The 18254-nt window shown below is 73.4% G+C and carries 17 protein-coding genes; 3 read left to right on the plus strand and 14 right to left on the minus strand.

Features of this window, described 5'->3' with window-relative positions; genetic code table 11:
* Nucleotides 1-49: 49 nt before the first annotated feature.
* From J7462_RS25625 to J7462_RS25660, 8 genes are all read right to left on the minus strand, one after another.
* On the minus strand, nucleotides 50-1408 hold the full coding sequence (locus J7462_RS25625; protein WP_219467598.1) for a hypothetical protein: 1359 nt from the start codon (nucleotides 1406-1408) through the stop codon (nucleotides 50-52).
* Nucleotides 1409-1411: 3 nt separating this feature from the next.
* A complete protein-coding gene (locus J7462_RS25630) occupies nucleotides 1412-2797 on the minus strand; it encodes an OmpA family protein (RefSeq protein ID WP_219467600.1) in 1386 nt (461 codons plus the stop codon).
* Nucleotides 2794-3618, minus strand: coding sequence for a hypothetical protein (locus J7462_RS25635; protein ID WP_219467604.1), 825 nt, complete (start codon nucleotides 3616-3618; stop codon nucleotides 2794-2796). The genes J7462_RS25630 and J7462_RS25635 overlap by 4 nt, the downstream gene beginning before the upstream one ends.
* Before the next feature lie 11 nt (nucleotides 3619-3629).
* Nucleotides 3630-5945, minus strand: coding sequence for a hypothetical protein (locus tag J7462_RS25640; RefSeq protein ID WP_219467607.1), 2316 nt, complete (start codon nucleotides 5943-5945; stop codon nucleotides 3630-3632).
* On the minus strand, nucleotides 5942-6760 hold the full coding sequence (locus J7462_RS25645; RefSeq protein WP_219467609.1) for a hypothetical protein: 819 nt from the start codon (nucleotides 6758-6760) through the stop codon (nucleotides 5942-5944). Before J7462_RS25645 ends, J7462_RS25640 begins: the two co-directional genes overlap by 4 nt.
* 84 nt (nucleotides 6761-6844) lie before the next feature.
* A complete protein-coding gene (locus tag J7462_RS25650; RefSeq protein WP_219467611.1) occupies nucleotides 6845-7549 on the minus strand; it encodes a Crp/Fnr family transcriptional regulator in 705 nt (234 codons plus the stop codon).
* Between the two features lie 42 nt (nucleotides 7550-7591).
* Nucleotides 7592-7981 (minus strand): Pycsar system effector family protein, encoded by a 390-nt coding sequence (locus J7462_RS25655; protein ID WP_219467614.1) that lies wholly within the window; start codon nucleotides 7979-7981, stop codon nucleotides 7592-7594.
* A gap of 277 nt (nucleotides 7982-8258) precedes the next feature.
* Nucleotides 8259-9011, minus strand: a complete 753-nt coding sequence (locus J7462_RS25660; RefSeq protein ID WP_219467618.1) for a Crp/Fnr family transcriptional regulator — start codon at nucleotides 9009-9011, stop codon at nucleotides 8259-8261.
* Between the two features lie 573 nt (nucleotides 9012-9584).
* On the opposite strand from J7462_RS25660, the gene J7462_RS25665 reads away from it, so the two are divergent.
* Together J7462_RS25665 and J7462_RS25670 are read left to right on the plus strand one after the other, a co-directional pair.
* A complete protein-coding gene (locus tag J7462_RS25665) occupies nucleotides 9585-10907 on the plus strand; it encodes an AAA family ATPase (RefSeq protein ID WP_219467620.1) in 1323 nt (440 codons plus the stop codon).
* Between the two features lie 150 nt (nucleotides 10908-11057).
* On the plus strand, nucleotides 11058-11426 hold the full coding sequence (locus J7462_RS25670; RefSeq protein WP_219467623.1) for a globin: 369 nt from the start codon (nucleotides 11058-11060) through the stop codon (nucleotides 11424-11426).
* A gap of 52 nt (nucleotides 11427-11478) precedes the next feature.
* Here J7462_RS25670 and J7462_RS25675 read toward each other — a convergent pair whose 3' ends face one another.
* From J7462_RS25675 to J7462_RS25695, 5 genes are all read right to left on the minus strand, one after another.
* Complete coding sequence (locus J7462_RS25675; protein WP_219467626.1) at nucleotides 11479-12363, minus strand: fibronectin type III domain-containing protein; 885 nt, start codon at nucleotides 12361-12363, stop codon at nucleotides 11479-11481.
* A 164-nt stretch (nucleotides 12364-12527) separates the two neighbouring features.
* Nucleotides 12528-13379 carry an aldo/keto reductase gene (locus J7462_RS25680; RefSeq protein ID WP_219470711.1) on the minus strand — a complete coding sequence of 284 codons (852 nt, stop codon included), beginning with the start codon at nucleotides 13377-13379 and terminating at the stop codon, nucleotides 12528-12530.
* A gap of 163 nt (nucleotides 13380-13542) precedes the next feature.
* Nucleotides 13543-14739, minus strand: coding sequence for an endonuclease (locus J7462_RS25685; RefSeq protein WP_219467629.1), 1197 nt, complete (start codon nucleotides 14737-14739; stop codon nucleotides 13543-13545).
* Between the two features lie 143 nt (nucleotides 14740-14882).
* A complete protein-coding gene (locus tag J7462_RS25690; protein WP_219467632.1) occupies nucleotides 14883-15341 on the minus strand; it encodes a Rho termination factor N-terminal domain-containing protein in 459 nt (152 codons plus the stop codon).
* Entirely contained in the window at nucleotides 15338-16270 is a 933-nt protein-coding gene (locus tag J7462_RS25695; protein ID WP_219467635.1) for a ParA family protein, read from the minus strand. Before J7462_RS25695 ends, J7462_RS25690 begins: the two co-directional genes overlap by 4 nt.
* Nucleotides 16271-16326: 56 nt before the next feature.
* Here J7462_RS25695 and J7462_RS25700 point away from each other — a divergent pair, with 56 nt between their 5' ends.
* Nucleotides 16327-17412, plus strand: coding sequence for a hypothetical protein (locus J7462_RS25700; protein WP_219467638.1), 1086 nt, complete (start codon nucleotides 16327-16329; stop codon nucleotides 17410-17412).
* Nucleotides 17413-17689: 277 nt separating this feature from the next.
* Here J7462_RS25700 and J7462_RS25705 read toward each other — a convergent pair whose 3' ends face one another.
* Nucleotides 17690-18253, minus strand: a complete 564-nt coding sequence (locus J7462_RS25705; RefSeq protein WP_219467641.1) for a heme-binding protein — start codon at nucleotides 18251-18253, stop codon at nucleotides 17690-17692.
* Between the last annotated feature and the right edge of the window lies 1 nt (nucleotide 18254).

The following is an 18254-nucleotide window of genomic DNA, read 5'->3' on the forward strand; positions in this document are numbered from 1 at the left end:
TCCGCAAGGGCCGGTGGGGTGAACCCACCGGCCCTCAACGGAACCGCCGTCAGTGCTGACCGGTGGCCGGACCCCCATCGGTCGGGTCCGGCCAGGGGTCGACGGTGGCGGCGTCGAGCTGTGCGTTGAGCTGCTCGGTCAGGGCCGTCTGCTCCGCGCTGAGCATTTCGGGCCGGTGCCGGTCGAGCAGGTCCTGCGTCACCCGCAGCGTCTCCAGCCGCAGCGACGGGCCGGTCAGCCCCGCGAACAGGGCGCGGGTCGACGCGTCGGTGTCCGCGGAGGTGACGAAGCCGGGGGCGACCATACCGGTGAGCCCGTGCCGGGCCCGCCCCTCGGCGATCTCGGTCCAGGCGTCGGTGACGTGCCGCCAGACGCCGGTCACCGCGTCCTCCACCGCCAGGTGCAGCTCCTGCCAGGCCTTCTCGTGCTTGGCCAGCTGCTTCTCCGATCTGGCCTTGAGTCGGTCGTAGCGTCGCGTGACGTCCCGTCGGCGCAGGCCCACCCGCTTCGCCCGGTCGGCGGCGGGGTTGTGCGCGCCGGCCTTGAACGCGATGGCCGACACGCTGAGCAGCACCAGCAGACCGACCAGCGGCCACTTGAGGTCGGTGTTGAACAGGTGGCTGCCGCGTAGCTTCGCCCACAACGCCAGCACCCCGACCACCAGCGTGGCGAAGCTCACCGGCAGCACCCAGCTCGGCCAGGGCAGCTCGCCCGGCTGCCGCTCCTCGTCCTCCGGGCGCCACATCACGAAGACCCGGCGGAGCAGGATGCGCCATCCCAGCTGTCGCCGCCAGCGCCGCCGTTCGGCCCTGGCCCGGTGCCGGAACAGCGGCACCCCCAGCCAGTAGCCGGCGAGGGTGAGCGCCATGAAGATCCCAGCCCCCGGCAGGAACGCCACCCAGTATTCGACGGACCCGCCGCTGTCGAGGGCGTCGCGGAACGAATCGGCGAGGAAGACCGTGTCGTAGACCGCGCTGAGCAGGATCACCGTCCATACGAACGCCGGATGCTGCCAGCCCGGACGGTACCGCCGGTCCTCGACGCCGTCGGCGGCGTGGTCCGACTCCACCTGTCGTTCCTGGCGTGCCGCCGCGCCGAGTTCCCGCTCGGCGAGCAGCACCTCCAGCCGGTGCAACCCCAGCTTCGCCCGGTGCCAGGCGTCGACCATCCGGTCGCCCGCCGTCTTCAACCGCTGGTGGTACGCCGTCAGCGCCTCCTCCGCGTCAGCCTTGGCCTGGACCAGGCGGGCCGACTCGGTGTGTGACAACTGGTCCGGCCGGTACGGCTCCGGCGTGGCGACCGGCTCGGCGAACCGGTTCGCGCCGAGGGTCAGCAGCGGGGGGCACTGCACTGAGGGGTAGCGGCGGCCGTTGCCGCTGTCGTGGTGGCGTACGAGATTGTCGGTCATCGCTCATCCGCTCTCTGTGCTGATCACGATTTCGACCCTTCGGTTGCGCTGCAGGCAGTCCTCGTCCCAGGCGCCGCCCGGCCGCTGCTCGGTCAGGCAGATCCGGCCGGTCTCCCCGGCGCCCCTGGTGACCGGCGTGGGTAGCCCGAGGCCGTGCAGGACCGCCCCGACCGCTGCGGCCCGGCGTTCGGACAGGTCCTGGTTGTGGCGGTCGCTGCCCCGGGAGTCGGTGTAGCCGACGACCTCGACCCGGGTGACCTTGTCCTCGCCGATCTCCTTCCTGATCTGCCCGAGCCGGGCGATCCCGGCCGGCCCCACCTCGTCGGAGTCGGTGGCGAACAACGCGGCCGACGGCACCGGCCAGACGGTGCCGTCCGGCTCCGGCAGCGGCGGTCCCCCCTCGGGACGGAAACTGACCGGTGGGTCGGTGGGCGACTGGCCGGCCCCGCCCCCCGTCCCCCCGGACCGCACGGGCACCGGGGCGGTGGAGACCTCGCAGGAGGCCGCCTGTGCCGCCGCGCAGAGCCGTCGCCAGTACTGCCGCAGCCAGGCCAGCTGCCCGGTCTCCGGAATCGGCTGGCCCTCGGCGGGATGCCCCACCCCGAGCATCACCAGGTGGGTTCCGGCCAGCTCGGTGGGCCATCCGGCGCGCGCCGGACAGTCCCGGACGGCGGCTTCGATCATTGCCGCCCCACCGGCCGGGGCCCGGCTGAGGTCGGTGCAGCCGACGGTGCCCAACCCGTCCGTGGCGATCACCACCGTCCGGCGGGCCTCGCCAGCGGGGGCGGTCTGTCCACTGGCGACACCCAACGCGCCCAACACGTCGGTTCCGTCGGTACGGGCCGGCATCCGCGCCGCCTGGGTGACCGACCTGTGCAGGCAGGACTTCGTCGCTTCGCGTTCCAGCCGCTGGTTGTTGGGTCGTGTGCTGGTGGGTGCGGTCGCCCGGTCGCGGATCGCCCAGGCGACGGTGGACGCTGAGCCGTCGAAGGCGCCGATGGAGACCACGTCCCCACGGTCGACGGCGGCAGCCACCTGGGCGTCCACCTCCGCCGCCCAGTCCGGTGCCGACCCTGCCCCCCGGGTGGACGCCGAGACGTCCAGCAGCACGGCCGTGCGGCCCACCCCGGTCGGGGCCGGAGACCCGGCGGCGGTCACGCACGGGTCCGGCGGCTCGTCCTCGCCGCCGCATCCGGCACCGAGGCTGAGCGCCGCGACGGTGACCGCCGCCAGCGTGACCCGGCCGAGCGTCGTGCCCCTGCTGTGCCCGCTGCCCCGGCCAGCCTTCCCGACCGGGCCGGACCCGTCGAGCACGCCGAGCACGCCGGGCCCGTCGATGCGGTCGGGGCCGTGGATGCGGTCGGGGCCGTCGGTGGGGTCGGGCCTCATGACTCGGCCCCGGATTCGACCGCCGCGATCGGGAAGCCGCCCTCGTCGAGGTGCATCTGCCGGCGCAGCGTCTGCAGGGCCGCGTCGTAGGCGCTGGCGAACTCGTAGAGGCCGACGTTCTCGTGGTCCTTGCTGGCCTGACGCAGCACGTCGACCAGCTGCACCGCGCTCGCCCGCCGGTGGTTGACCAGGTTGGTGACCACGGCCGAGACGGTCGGATCGGCGAGCTGCGCGGCGTACGCCACCATCGCGTCGTGGCCGAGGGTGTCGAACAGTTGCTGCCAGCGTCGCGCCACCTGCTCGAACCGGTCGGCGCGCAGCAGGGCCAGCGTGGTGTTCGCCTCGACGTCGAGTTTGCGCTGCTCGAACGGCAGCAGGTGGTCACGGACCCGGGGGTCGGGCAGCACCCGCACCTTGGCCCGGCACCGCACCATGCCGGCGGCGCCCCGGTAGCACCACTGCGGGTTGAGCGCCTCCTGGATCGCCTGCTCCGCCTCCACCGACTGGTAGGGCGAGAAGTTCCGCGCCACCTCCCAGATCCGCTCGCGGACGGTGTCCCGGGCGCTGGCGGTGAACTCACCCGCCTCGGCGACGAGGTCGTGGTAGGGCAGGAAGGCGGACCAGACCAGTGTGGTGTGCACCTGGAACTCGTAGACGTCACCCTGGCAGAGCGCGGTCAGCAGGGTGCTGTCGTCGGTCGGTTGGTAGGTGATCTCCTCGTCCCTGGTGACCTGCCCCCGTGGGGTGCCACGGAACCAGTCGACCAGCCGACGCCACAGACTGCGCCGGGCGACGGTACGGCCGGATGTCGGGATGCTCACGGGTTGCCTCCTCAGGCGGGCTGTGACGGATCGGTGGTGGCCCCACCGACGGCGGCGGCGCCGGGCGGGGCGAGCAGGCGGCGGGCGGTGGCCGACTGCCGGGACCAGTCGCGCAGATAGAAGCGGCTGCGTCCGACCAGCCGGCCGACGAACACCGCGGAGAAGAGGGCGACCAGCAGGTCGGCCAGCACCGGGTCCTCGTCGCCCAGCTGCAGCCACATGTGCAGCGTCTTCCAGGACCGGGGGGCGGTGGTCGGGTCGCCGAGCGCACCCCGCCAGAGCGCGGCCAGCTCAGCCGGCTCCGGGGTGAAGCCCTCGACGGCGGTGAGCAGCAGCGGCCACCCCTCGTGGGGGGCCGGACCGGCGAGCCGTCCCAGCAGGGTCATGCCCCGGGCGGCGTGGACCCGCAGCCGGTGCAGGTCCTCGTCGTTCCAGGCGACCAGCGTGCGCCAGGTCTCCTCGGGGGCGACGGGGTAGAGGTCCATCAGCGCCCGCGCCACCGAGGCGCTGCCGTTGAGGTCGTCCCGGCTGGCCAGGGTACGCAGCTCCCGCAGGGTGTCGGCGGGGGCGAGGCGACCGATGCGGGTGCTGTAGACGCGGGCGGCGGTGTCGTGCAGCGCCGGGTTGGCGCTGCGTACCCAACTGAGCACCCGACCCTGGATGCGGGCGACGAGCCGGTCGTCGTACGCCGCGACGTGCAGCGCCCAGGCGGCGGCCTGCCGGCCGGTGCCCCGTTCGTCGGCCGCCCACTGCCGGAGCATCCCGTTGCAGACCTCGTCGAAGTCGTACGTGGCGAGCCAGCCGGTGATCTGTGCGGCCCGCCGCCGGACCTCGTCGCGGCGGGTGAAGACCAGCTCCTCCAACCAGACCAGCAGCGGCAACCGGACGCCGTCGAAGTCGTGCCACACCACGTCGAGGACGTCGAAGAGCAGGCGGGGATCGGCGAGCCGGGCCCGGCGGGGTTGTTCGCCGGTCTCGGCCGCCGCGAGGGGGGACTCGCCGCCCCAGGCGTGCAGCATCTGGTCGACGCCGCCGTCGAACACCACCCGGAGCGGCCGTTCGGCACCGCTCTCCACCGCCTGGAGGATTCCCAGCAACAACTCGCTGGCGTCGAAGACGTCAGCCAACGGGAGGTCGTGCAGGGCCGCGTAGGCGAGCTGGAACGCCTGCCGGCGCGGGGCGGCCTGCGGGTCCTCCAGGACTTTCTCCGCGCTGTCCTGCTTGAGCAGGCGGGCGACGACGTCGCGGCGACGGCGACGCAGTCCGCCCAGGGCGATGCCCAGCTCCTCGTCGGCCCCGCTCCAGCCGGCCAGCGACTGGGCGAGTTCGACGGTCTGCCGGGGGCGGGGGTGCGCGGCCAGCTCGGTGGCGATCCCGTCGTGCGCCACGCACCGGTCGATGAACTTTTCCCAGCAGTCGCCGTCGCACGCGGCGTGGCTGTCGGCGCAGCCCCGCTGCCGCAGCAGCAGCCGCCGCAGGTGCCGCCGGAGCACGTTCTCGGGCGGCGGCGGGGTGTAGTCGACGGTGTGCTGGGCGAGGGTCGGGTCGGCGGTGTCGCCGTGTCCGTCGAGGATCACCACGTAGGCCGAGTCGGTGCGGGCGAGCAACTCGAAGGCACGCAGGGTGCCGATCGTCACCGCCTCGCTGGCCGGCAGCTCCAGCACCGTGCCGTGGTCCTTGAGCAGCAGCCCCTCCTGCCGGGCCAGCTGGGTGAGGGTCACCTCGGGGTCTTCGATGCCGACCACCCGGTCGAGCCCGACGACGTGCCGCAGCATCAGCTCGGCGGTGGTCCGCCGACCGGTGCCGACGCCGCCGCGCAGGACGACGACCCGCTTGTCCCGGAGGCGTTCGAGGGCGTCGTCGAAGCAGGCCACCATCACCGAGGTGTGGTCCGTCTCCAGCAGTTCGGCCCTGGTGCGCTGGGACCGCAGGAGGGTGATCCGACGCCCGTCGGGGAGCTGGATGTTGATGAGCATGGCGTGGTCGCCGTAGACGGTCTGCCCGACGTTGGAGAAGACCGGGTCGGGCCCGGTGCCGCCGCGCACCGGGTCGTCGGCGTGGTGCCAGCTCTCGTCCTTGCCGCCGGAGTCGCCGGGGTCGGGCTTCGCGCCGGATGCGCGGATCTGGTTCATCCGGTTGCGGGCGTCGCCTTGCCCGGGGCCGGACGGGTCCGGCGCAGGGGAGCGACCGGGCTGTTCGGCCGGGTCCGGCGCGGCGGCCTCACCGGGGTCGGGCGACGACTTCTCCTCCGTGACGGGGTGGTCCGGCGTGCCGTCGCTCGCCGCGGTGTTCTTCTCGTCGCCGTTGGCGGGCGGGTCGGTGTTCATGCCGATCCTCCTCCCTTGCTGATCGGACCGTGGTTGGTCACGGTCGCGTGGTCGCCGTAGACGATCTGTCCCACGTTGTCGCCCTGCTGGCGGGCGTCGTGGTTGCGGTGGAGGCCGGCGGCCTGCCGGGCCAGGCGGGCCAGGTCCCGTGGGTCGCCGGCCGGCGCGGATGCGGACCGGTCGGGGGTCTGCGCCGTCCCGGGCCCGTCGACCGCCGCGCTGACCGCCGGCGGCGGCTGGGACGGCAGGTGGAGCCAGGCGTTGGCCTGGAACGTCTTGTCGGGCACCACCGCGCGGACGGACCGGAACATCCACGACTCCATGCCGAGGGCGTTGACCGGTACGACCCGGCGGTAGACCTCGTCGGAGACGACCGCCACCACGGGCGCGGCCGGCACCGCGACCGCCGCCTCCCGGCTGGCGCCGCAGTCGCGCAGTCGGGCCGCGTCGACGATCGCGTCGCCGCCCCGGGGCACGCCTGCGGTGTCGACGCTCACGTCTCCGCAGTCGATGCCGACCCGCAGCCGGAGCAGGTGGTCGGGGTGCTTGTTGCGGTTGTGGTCGAGGATCTCCTGTCGCAGCTGGGGCAGCAGACCGGCGAGGACCCAGGCGATCGGCACGTCGGCCGGAACGAGGATGAGTTCCCCGTCGCCGCGTTCGCGACGGATCCAGCGGCCCGGGTAGGGGCACCGGTGCTCGATCCGGCCGACTATCTGCTCCACCGTGGTCGCCAGATCGGACTGACGCGGGTATCCGCCCGCGCTGGAATTGACGATGTCCAACGAGACGACGGTCCAGTGTCGTGGAAGTTCCATGGCGATTGTTCGTCCTTTTCTACTGAGGGGTGGGTCGGTTTCGACTCTGCGGCGGGAATTGTGAAACCGGCTAGTTGATCTACATCAGGTGATGGGGTCGGCCGCCGAATCGGCGAACCGTCCCAACCCGACCTCGTCGACGATCACGATCGAGCCGTGCCGGGTCACCAGCAGGCCCAGGTGCGCCAACCGGCGCAACGCCCGGTGCACCGAGATCTGCGACGCGCCGACCAGTTGGGCCAGCTCCCGTTGGGTGGTGGGGGCGACCAGTTCGTCGTCCACCAGGACCGTCAGATCGGCCAGCACGGCGGCGACCCGGGTGGTCGTGTCGAACGACGCGGTGACGGTCCGCTTGTCGGCCGCCCGAAGCCGATCGGCCAGCAACCGGGCGAAGGACCGGTGTGCCGTCGGATGCCGCCGCAGGTAGTCGTCGAACGCCTCGGCCGGGATGCGGCGGACCACCACCGGCCCGACGGCGACCACCGAGGCCGACCGGGGGCCGTCGTCGAGATAGGACAGCTCACCGACCAGGTCACCGGCGAACCGCAGCGCGATCCCCCGCGGCCCCTGTCGGCTGCCCTCGACCATGATCCGGGCCTGTCCGGTGGTCAGCAGCAGCAGGTGGCGACCCCGGTCGCCCTGCCGCAACAGGGCGTGCGCGGACGGGAACTCCTGCCGCCCGCCGATGCGCAGCAGGGCGGCCCGGTCGGCATCGGACAGCCGGCCGGCGAAACTCGTCCGCGACCACCAGGTGGACGTCCTGTTCGGTTCCTCGGTGTGGGAAGCCACCGGTCTCTCCTCTCCTCGGTCGGTCAGGTGTCGACGGGTCGGTCAGAGCAGCGCCAGCGCGACCAGGGCGGCGGCGAGCGCGATGAGCACCGTCCCGATGCGGACCCAGCGGTACTTGGTCATCACCAGCCGGCTGAGCCAGCAGAGCTGCGAGATCAGGCCCGGCATGGTGTCCTGTGCGGCCCGCTCGACGTACCGGCGGACCAGTGCCGGGTCGCGCAGCCGGTACACGTGCCCGAAGTACGCGACCTGCCGCACCTCGGCGGCGCCCGCCGTCCTCGGCAACAACGCCATGGCCAGGGCGAACAGGGCAACCGCGGCGCAGGCGCAACCCGACCACCAGGCCCAGGCCGCCGCACCGGTCAACCGCCCCGGCGACCAGCGGGTGCCGGTCAGCACGGTCAGCATCGCCAGCACGACGCCGCCCGACATGGTCAGCCACTGCGACGCCTTCGCGTCCGCCCGCCGCAGCTCGTCGCGGGCCTCGGCGATCAGCCGCTCCGCCAGCCGCAGCGCCGCCTGCCGGTCCCCCTCCGGCCGGCCGGGACGGTCGACGCCCCGCCCGGGGCGGCGACGGCGGCGCGTACCCGTCGGTGCAGGACGCGGTCGTTGGGGACACGGGCTGCTCGGTACATGGGACTCCTCGGAACCGCAGGACTGCCGTCCCGATGAGGGTCCCGAAATCGGGCCCTGCGCTCGATGTCGAGCCCTACGGCTCGGATGTCGACATCGACACTGAACCGGCCAGGGACCGCAGCAGCTCCGGCTGCACCACCACGATCCGTCGCCGTCGGGTGAGCAGCACCTGCCGGTGCCGCAGCACCCGCAGCGTCCGGGCCACCACCTCCCGGGACACCCCGACGGACGCGGCGAGGTCCTGCTGGGTCAGCGGCAGGTCGAGCGCGATCCCCTCCGGCGTCGGCACACCGTGCCTGTCCAGTAGTTCCACCAGCAGGACGACCAGCCGGTGGTCGCCGTTGCTGGACCCGTACTCGACCCGCCGGCCGTCGGCCTCACGCAGGCTGGAGGCCAGGTGACGCAGCAGCGACAGGGCGACCTCGGGGTTGTCGGCCAGACAGCGGTGCAACCGTTCGGCGGTCAGCACCACGGCCCGGATGGGCGACAACCCGGTGACGGTGGCCAGCCGGGGCCGGGCGTCCACAGCGGACAGCTCACCGAGGATGTCGCCCGGTCCCCGGATGGCCAGCAGCGCCTCCCAACCCTGCCGTGAGGTGGAGGTGACCTTGACCCAGCCCTGCTCGATCAGCACCACGTGCCGGGACGGGTCGCCCTGGTGGAACAGCGTGGCGTTGGCCGGGTAGTCGTGCCGGGTGCCGGCCTGGGCCAGGGCGTCGCGGGCGTCGGCCGAGAGGCCGCCGAGAAAGCTGCCGGTCGGAGGGGAATGGGCGGGAACTGCGGCCGGGTCGCTGCTGGCAGAGTCGCTCCGAGAACGAGATGTCATGGGGAACGCTCTCCTCTTCGTGAATCGCGTGCTCCGCCTCGCCCGTCGACGTTGAATCGGGCAGTCCCGTGCACAGGACGCGGGGTGTGGTTCAGGTCCCGGGGCGGAAGAACGGGAAGGCGTCCTTTCTATCGTTGCCGTCAATAGCCTGTGATCCGCCGAATGGGTAAGCGGAGGTGCGAAAGGGCGACCGCCGGTGGCATCTGTTCGGGGGCGGATCACACCGTTCGTGCCGCCGACGCCGACGTCGTCGCCGACCTCGGCGTCGCCCGGTGGGCGGACCGGAACAGTCCCGACGACACCGGCAGATCTGTCGACGTCGCTGGAATCGTGGAGAACGCGCCGGTCAGCCGGTCGCGCCGGGCCGGTGGCGTCCCGGTCGGCGGCCCGGGTCCGGCCCGTCGCACCGGCCGCCGCCGGGAGCAGCCACGTCACCCCACCGGCCTTTCCGACGCCGTGTCGGACACCGGACAAAACCGCCGTGTCGGAAAGGACCGTCCAACGCTGGCGGTCCGACCGGCCGGCCGGACCCCTGCCGGTAGGGTCCAGACTCAGCAGGCAGGAGGGGAGCCGATGATCGGGCTTGAGGTGCCGCCCGCCGTCGAGGCGGAACAGGTCGTCGCGGCCGTCCTGGCCGACCTGCGCGCAGGCGACCACCGGGGCGTGGTGGTCGACTCCCCGCCCGGGGCCGGCAAGTCGACCCTCGTGGTGCGGGCCGCCGTCGAGCTGGCCGTCGCCGGTGAGCCGCTGATGATCGTGGCGCAGACCAACGAGCAGGTCGACGACCTCATCGACCGGCTCGCCACCAAAGCCCCCGAGCTGCGCATCGGCCGGCTGTCGGCGACCGACTACCGGCCGTCGGAGCGGGTCCGGGGCCACGACACGGTCCGGGTCGCGTCGAAGGTCGCCGACCTGGGCGACCCGGCCGTCACCATCGGTACAGCGGCGAAGTGGGCCACGGTCACCACGGGTCAGTGGCCGTGGGCGATCGTCGACGAGGCGTACCAGATGCGGTCGGACGCGCTGCTGCGGGTGGCCGGGAGGTTCGAGCGGGCGCTGTTCGTCGGTGACCCCGGGCAGCTCGACCCGTTCTCCACCGTCGAGACGCTGCGCTGGACGGGCCTGAGCTGGGACCCGATGCAGGCGGCGGTGGCGGTGCTGCTGCGGCACAACCCGCAGCTGCCCGTGCACCGGCTGCCCGTGTCCTGGCGGCTACCGGCGTCGGCGGCCCCGGTGGTCGCGGCGGCGTTCTACCCGTTCACCGGGTTCCGTGCCGGCACCGGCCCGGCCGACCGGGCGTTGACGCTGACCCGGCCCGGGCCTGGCGACGCGCTCGACGCGGCGGTGGAGCTGGCCGTCGGCACCGGCTGGGCGTTGCACGAGCTGCCGGCCCGGCACACCCTGCGTACCGACGCTGAGGCCGCCGCGGCGTGCGCCGCGCTCGCCCTGCGCGTGCTGCACCGGGGCGCGGTCGCGGTCTCCGAGCACGCGCCGGCCGGCACGCCGGTCACCGCCGACCGGATCGCCGTCGGCGCCGCGCACCGCGACCAGGCCGCCGCGATCCGTGCCCACCTCGGCCCGGAAGGGGCGGGCATCACCGTGGACACCGCCAACCGGCTCCAGGGCCGCGAGTACGACGTGACGATCGTGCTGCACCCGCTCTCCGGCCGGCGGGACGCGACGAACTTCCACCTGGAGTCCGGTCGGCTGTGCGTGCTGACCTCCCGGCACCGGCACGCCTGTATCGTGGTGGCCCGCGCCGGCATCGGTGAGCTGCTCGACGCCCACCCGTCGACGGAGTCGGTGCACCTGGACGTGCCGGTGAAGTTCCCCGACGGCTGGGCCGCCAACCAGACCACCCTGGCGTTCCTGGCGGACCACCGGGCGTCGACCTGAACCCGATGCGGTGCGCGCCGGGGTCGGGGCCGGTCTCGCCGGTGGTGACGACGCCCGACGGGACCGCTCCGGCCAGGTGACGACGCCGGCTGAAGTGGTCATGCCTGCCGGGGATGAACTGAGCGTGCGCCGTGATCCGTACTGACGGGTGTGCGGACGACGGAGTTGGTCACCTGCCCCCGGAACGCGTTCGACTGGCTCGGCCCGGCCGGCGTACGGGCGGTGGTGATCCGCTGGCTGCGCCTGGTCGCGTCGGACGCCGAGCTGGCGCCGTACCTGATCGGGCTGGACCGGCCCTGGCTCGCCCGCCGGTTGACCGCCCTGCTGGCCGTGGCCCTCGGCGACCCCGGCGGGGACGGTGGGCGGGCGGCCGGCGGGGCGTGGCGGCGGCTCGGGTTGACCGACGAGCAGCACTGGCGGGTGCTGGACTACCTGGCCGCCGTGCTCTGCGGCCTCGGCCTGCCGGTCGACACGGTCGTCGCGGCCCAGCGCGCCGTCGCCGGCGACGCCCATGCGTGACGCGTGCCGACGGCGAACGGCCGTCGGCGGGCAACCTCACGCCTGACGGCGGTCAGCCCCAGTTGTCGCCGTACTCGCGGACCCCGTCGACGTCGAGGGTGATCCGGCTGTTGGGGGTCCACGCGCCGGTGGCCGCCTGCCAGCTCGGGTCGTCGCGTTCGTCGATCGCCGTCCAGTTCGGCCGGTGCAGCCGGAGCTGGATCGGCCCGGAGGAGGCCCCGGGGGCGAGGACGCCGGTGGTGAAGGTCAGCTCCACCCAGCCGGGGAAGGGGGTGCCGGGCACCGGGTAGACGGTCGGGGTCGGCGTCGGGCCGGGACCGGGCGGCGGCGCGGGCGGCGGAAAATACTGGAGGGTACGGCGGATGGTGGCGCAGCCCAGCGTCGCCCAGTCGCACTCGCTGCTCAGCGCCGCGTTGCCGTTCTCGAAGCGCAGGTGGTAGCGGACCCGCACGGTGGTCAGGTCCAGTGGTGCGGTGCCGGTGTTGGTGACGGCGAGCCGGAACTGGGCCTGGTTGTCGGTGGGTGCCCAGTCGAGGTTGAGGTAGTCGACCTTCGCCCGCCCGTACGCGGTGCGCACGGTGGTGACCGCCGAGGTGTCGGAGTAGCCGCCGACGGCGTACGCCTGGAGGGCGATCCGGTAGTCGGTGCCCGGGGCGAGGTCGGTGAGGGTGACGGCGTTGGTCTCCGTGCTGCCCAGTCCCCGGTAGGCGTTCGGCCCGATCGGCGAGCGCACGTCGTAGGTGATCGGGCCGCCCGGCTCGCCCTTCCACGTCGACGGGGTCCAGGTCAGACTCAGCCGGTGCGGGTCGTTGGCGACCACCACCGGTGCGCCGGGGGTGGTCAGCGCCGGGGTGTCGTCGGCGCGGGCGGCGCTGACCGCGACCAGGCTGACGAGCGCGGCGACGGTGGCGGTGGCGGTGACACGACGGGCACGCATAGCCCGGATGGTACGGACTGGCATGCACGTCCATCAATGCAGAGGTTGATGGCTGATTCGTTTCCCCGTTCGGCTGGGCGGGCGGGCGGGCGGACGCGACGGAGCGGGACCCGTGACCGGGTCCCGCTCCGTGGGTCGCGCCGCGCCGCGGCGGCCGGTGCCGCTCAGGCGGGGATGTAGTCGAACTCGTCCGGGTTCGGGCCGGTCCGGCCCGACTCGCCCCGGTCCAGCCCGCTGAGCCGCTCCATCGCCGTGTCGTCCAGGGTGAAGTCGAAGATCCGGAAGTTCTCCTCGATCCGCTTCGGGGTGGTCGACTTCGGGAAGACGATGTCGCCGCGCTGCACGTGCCAGCGCAGCACCACCTGGGCGGGGGTGCGCCCCACCTGCTCGGCGACGTCGACGATCGCCGGGTCGTCGAGCACCCGGCCCTGGGCGATCGGCGACCACGCCTCGGTGAGGATGTTGTGCTCGCTGCCGTACGCGCGCACCTGCTCGTTGGTGAGGTACGGGTGCACCTCGATCTGGTTGACCGCCGGCACCACGTCCGCCTCGGCGGCCAGCCGCTCCAGGTGCGGCACCTGGAAGTTCGACACCCCGATCGAGCGGGCCCGGCCGTCGCGCTGGAACTCCTCAAACGTCTTCCAGGTGGAGACGAAGTCGCCGTCGTAGCGGGTCGGCAACGGCCAGTGGATGAGGAACAGGTCGACGTAGTCCATCTTCAGCGCGGACAGCGTCGACTCGAACGCCCTGCGGGCGTCCTCGGGGCGGTGGAAGCCGTTGTTCAGCTTGCTGGTCACGAAGACCTCGCCCCGGTCCAGCCCGGAGGCGCGGACCGCCTCGCCGACCTCCGCCTCGTTGCCGTACATCTGGGCGGTGTCGATGTGCCGGTAGCCGATCTCCAGCGCCCGGCGCACCGCCTCGGCGGTGTCCTTCGGCTCGATCTGGTAGACCCCGAAGCCGAGCTGCGGGATGGTGTTGCCGTCGTTGAGGCTGATGTCGGGAACGGTGTGCGCCATGTCGGCTGTCTCTCCCATCGTCGTGTTCGCCCGGTTCGGCGCGTCGATCGGCCGCCGGACCGCAGCCCGCACGCCCGCCGGGCGGGTGTGTCACGACGAGGGTGTACCCGGTCGGGCCAAGTCCTCACGGCCCGACCGGGGTGATCTGCGACAACCGGACCGTTCAGCCCCAGATCGCGGTGGCCCACTCCGGGTGGTCGACGAACGGGTTGCGGTTGCCCTGCCAGCGCTCGTAGATGCGCTGGTTGCGGCGCTGTTCGAAGGCGTCGGGCGGGTCCTGCCGGTGCCACTGGAGCAGCACCGGCAGCCGGCCCAGGTAGGGTGCGCTGCCGTTGGTGACGGAGTTGTTCATCTCCAGGTTCGGCCAGCCGTCGTCACCCTCGTACCGGATCGCCATATACATGATCATGCGGGCGACGTCGCCCTTGACCGCGTTGCGGGGCTCGAACGAGTCGGCGTCGGTGTAGCTGCCGGCGGCCTCGGCGACCGCGCTGCCACCGGTGTCGAAGTCCTTGTTGCCGCGCGCGGAGTTGACCGTCACGTCCTCCGGCCGCAGGTGGTGCACGTCGGTGCCCGGCCCGGTGGCGGTGCCGAAGTCACCGTGCGACTTGGCCCAGACGTGTTCCCGGTTCCAGTCGTTGGCCCCGCCGCCGTTGCTGCTCTTGCTCTGCGACCGTCCGCTGTAGAGCAGGATGACGTTGTTGGCGTTCGCCGGGTCCTGGTCGGTGTCCTTCAACGCCTCCCACACCTGGTCGTAGTTGAGCTTCGTCTGGGTCTTGATGATGGTGTGCAGGGAGGTGCGCAGCGCGCTGCCGCTCTTGCCGACCGCGCTGGCGTAGTACGTCGAGTCGTACGGCCCGGTGGAGCCGGTGGGCGCGGGGGTGGGGGAGGCGCTCGCGGTGGGCGTCGGTGTGCCGCCGCCACCGACGCTCATCGCGGTCGGGCTCTTCAACCCCCCGTGACTGAAGTACGCGGTCAGCGTCCCGGTCGCGGTGACCTGCCGGCCCCGCAGCGACGGGTTGGTCAACAGCCCGAACGTGCTGCGGTAGTCGGCGGTGATCTGGACGTAGAGCATCCGGCTGGTGCCGGTCTCGGTGGCCGTGTCGGCCAGGGCGATGGCGGTGTCGGCGGTGTAGCCGGAGGTGAGCACCGTGCTGGTGGCGGTCGGCTGGCCGATCACGTAGCCGGTGACCGTGGCGGTCCGGCCGTCCTGGGCGGCGAGGGCCTGCGCCACGGTCGACGTGGCCGCCGCGGACGCCGACGTGGCGGACACCGCCACCGGGACCGCCAGGGTGACGACGGCGATGAGCGCGGCGACCAGCCGCCCGGGTCGCGGGCGGGTGCTGCTCTTCATATCCATGCCCGGCGATGTTATCGGCCGGAACCCGGCCGGCGGGAGGTCGACGAGGTGAATTCCCGGCCACCGCGAACCGCTACGCGGCGGGGTCCCGCCCGACGGGCAACCCGCTCAGCGGGCGGGGTTCCAACCGACGGGCAACCGGCTCAGCGGGCACGGACGGCGGCGGAGGCGACGCGGAAACCGATGGTCCGCTCGACCAGCCGTTCCACCAGCTCCGCCTTGCGCAGGCCGCCCACCCCGCGCAACCCGAGGTGGACGGCCAGCGCCCGCAGGTCCCGGATCGCCCAGGGCGTCAGGTACGCCGTACCGTCCCCGCGTCGTGCCATGGCGTCGAGCGCGGCCGACGCGGCGTCCAGGTCGACGCCCGACGGGGCGGGCCGCACCGGCGCGGTCGGCGACAGCGGCGTCGGGGCGGCCGGCCGGTCCGACGGGCCGTCGACCGGTGCCACCAGGTCGCCGGCCGGCGTCACCGGGACGACGGCCAGCCGGGCCCGGCCCTGCGCCAGCGCGGCCACGTCGGCGGCCGACAGCCCGGCCAGCAGCTCACCCACCCGGGCCAGCACCCCGGCCGCGAGGTCCCCGCCGGGTGGCGTCCCGGTCACACCGTCACCTCACGGGGTTGCAGGTGGGCGATGAACTCCGTGGTGATCTGCCGCAGCTCCTCCTGCACCACCGGCGAGGTGACCCGGTGCCGCAGCACCACCGGCACCCCGCGCGGGGTGTTCCCGGCGAACAGGGTGATGTTCTCCCGCAGCGCGGTGGGAAAGACCGGCAGCCCCAGGGCGCGTACCTGATCCAGGTAGCCCTGGTGGGCGGCGATGGGCCGCTGCGCGGTCAGCTGGATCATGGTGAAGACCACCCCGGCGATGTCCGGGGCCACCTTGTGGTGCCGGCGGCTGGTGGCGAACCGGCGGGCGTCGGCGTTGTAGCGGTCGACCAGCTCCCGGACGCTGCCGCAGAGGTGGTCGATGCCGAGGGTGGACAGGTAGTCGGCCTTCGCCGGGATGAGCAGGTGGTCGCTGGCGATGACGGCGGACTGGGTGACCACGTTGAAGTTCGGCGGGCAGTCGATCAGCACCAGGTCGTAGCCGTCGAGCGCCGCGTCGTGCAACCCCTCGGCCAGCGCGCCCCGGACCCGGAACAGCTCCCGGTCGTAGTCCTCCCCGTCGGCCACGCCCCGGGCCAGCGCCAGGTCGATGTCGGCCAGCCCGAGGTGCGAGGCGATCAGGTCCAGCCGGCCGGCCCCGGTCAGGTGCGCGTTGGCCGGGCCGGGGGAGACCACCAGCTCACCCAACGTAACCGCTGGAGTGTCCCCGCGTAGCCCGTCGTACCAGCGTTTCACGGTGCGGCCGTCGCGCAGCCGCTCCCGCCAGTCGTCCGGGTCGTAGAAGCTGAACGTCAGGCTGGTCTGCGGATCGAGGTCGATCAGCAGCACCTTCATCCCCCGGTTCGCCAGTTCGGCACCGAGGTTGGCGGTCACGGTGGTCTTGCCCACCCCGCCCTTGTAGTTGATCACGGACACGACGTACACCGGCGGCACCTCCCCAGAGGGGGAACCGTAACCGCCCGGATGTCGTCTGACCATCCATGATGCCCACCCCGCCCGGTCACGCTCCGCGACCGGTCATCCGGCTCGCCGCCGTCGGCACCGGACTCGCCGGCGTGGCCGTGGTCTGCTGGGCGGTCGGGATGACCCGCTGGCAACCGCTCACCGAACCGGTCGGCCCCTGGTCGGAGCGACTCCCCGGCGCGCACACCTACTGGGCCCGTGACCTGCGTTTCCTGGCGTTGGTGGCGGTCGTGTCCGGGCTGGTGCTGGCCGGCGGCGGCCGGCGCTCCTGGGCCCTGCCGGCCGTGCTGCTCGGCGGCGCCGCGCTGGTCGCCGACGTCGCCGTCGACCGGGCCGACCCCACCGGCCCCGGCGCGACCGCGCTGCTGGTCGCCGGCGGCTGGCTGGCCGTCGCCAGCACCGCCGCCCTTGGCGTACGCCGGGACGCGTCGACCGGTGTGGACGGTCCGATCCACCGCGCGGGGGTGGCCGGCCGGGACCGGAGGGTGCTGACCGGGATGGCCGGTGTGACGGCGGTGTCGGCGCTGGTCGCCGTACTGACCCGGTCGCCGACCGGCCGGGAGCCCGCGCTCGGTCCGGCCACCCTGGTGACCGGCCTGCTCCTGCTGACGTTGACCGTGGCGGGCGCGCTGGCCGCCGCCCCCGACCGCGATCGGGCCCGGATCACGTTGGCGGTCGGGTCGGCAGTCGTCGGTGGGATCGGCCTACCGCTGGTCCGCCTGGTCGGACCGGGGGACCGGCTCGTCGCGGCCGCGCTGCTCGGCGCGGTGCTGCTCGTGGGGGTGACACTGCTGGTCCGGCCCTGGCCGGGTGGTCGACCGGCGTGGTGGTGGCACGCGCGGTTCGTCCCGTTCGCACTTGTCGTACCCTCGGCGCTGCTGTTCGTCGCGGTGTTGGTCAGCGCGGCTCTGAGCGTCGGGGCGCCGTGGACCGCGCTTGCCGGCAACAGTCCGATCGCCGGTGGGGACCGGGACGTCCTCCCCGCGCTCGCCGGGCTGCTCGCCGGGCTCGGCACCGCACTTCTGCTGACCCGACCGACCGTCCTGGGGCACGACCGGCCCGCCCCGGACGTCGCGGCGGTTCGGGTGGCCGACGCCGGTTGACCGGAACGACGGGCGTAGCCGGCCGGATCCGTCCGCCGTCCGGCCGAAGGTCCGGTGTGGAGACCCTCGGGTACGAGGCTGAGAGCACGGCGATCACCTACAGTGATTGCCTGTCCACTGCCGCCGCGTCGAACGGGGACCGTGATCGCCTCGGTCGGCACCTCCGGGACGGCAGGCGTCCCGGGGCAGCGTCACCGGCAGGGTTCGCCGGCCGGCACGTCGTCCCCGCCGCCCGGAGCACAGCGACGGTAACCCCGTCGAGGGGCGCGGGCGGCGGTCACTCGACGACCGGCAGCACCACCTCGTTGTGCCGCAGGAACCACGGCTTCCACGGCGGGTCGAACCGGGCGTACCGGATCGCCCCCGACGGGGTCAGCCCGGCGTCGGTGACGGCCCGGCCCAGCGCGGTGGCCCGCTGATCGAAGGCCCGGTCGGTCCACCGCCCGGCGAACCGGACCGCTGCGGCCAACTGCTCCGGGATCTCCCGGACGGTGATCCGGGGGTCCTCCGGTTCGGGCACGGTGGCCGGGCTGAGTCGCGCCGGCAGCACGAACCACACCCGCCAGGCCCCGGGCCGGTCGCCCTCCTCCTGGACCACCGGCGCGGTCATCGCGATCTGCTCGGAGCCGGTCGCCGCCTGGACCACCGGCCCGTTCGTGCCCATCCGGCGGCGGGACCGGTTGGCCCCGGACAGATACGCCGCCAGCGGCCGGAACGCGGCGGTGCCGGCGGCGGCGAACCCACCGTCGATGCGCAGTTCGGCGACCAGGTGGGCCGGGTACCGGCGCAGCTCGAAGCCGGGGTGCCGGCCCAGCACCCGGTACGGCTGCCGCTCGGTCATC

This window comes from Micromonospora sp. RL09-050-HVF-A, from assembly GCF_019374995.1.
Lineage (GTDB): Bacteria > Actinomycetota > Actinomycetes > Mycobacteriales > Micromonosporaceae > Micromonospora > Micromonospora antibiotica.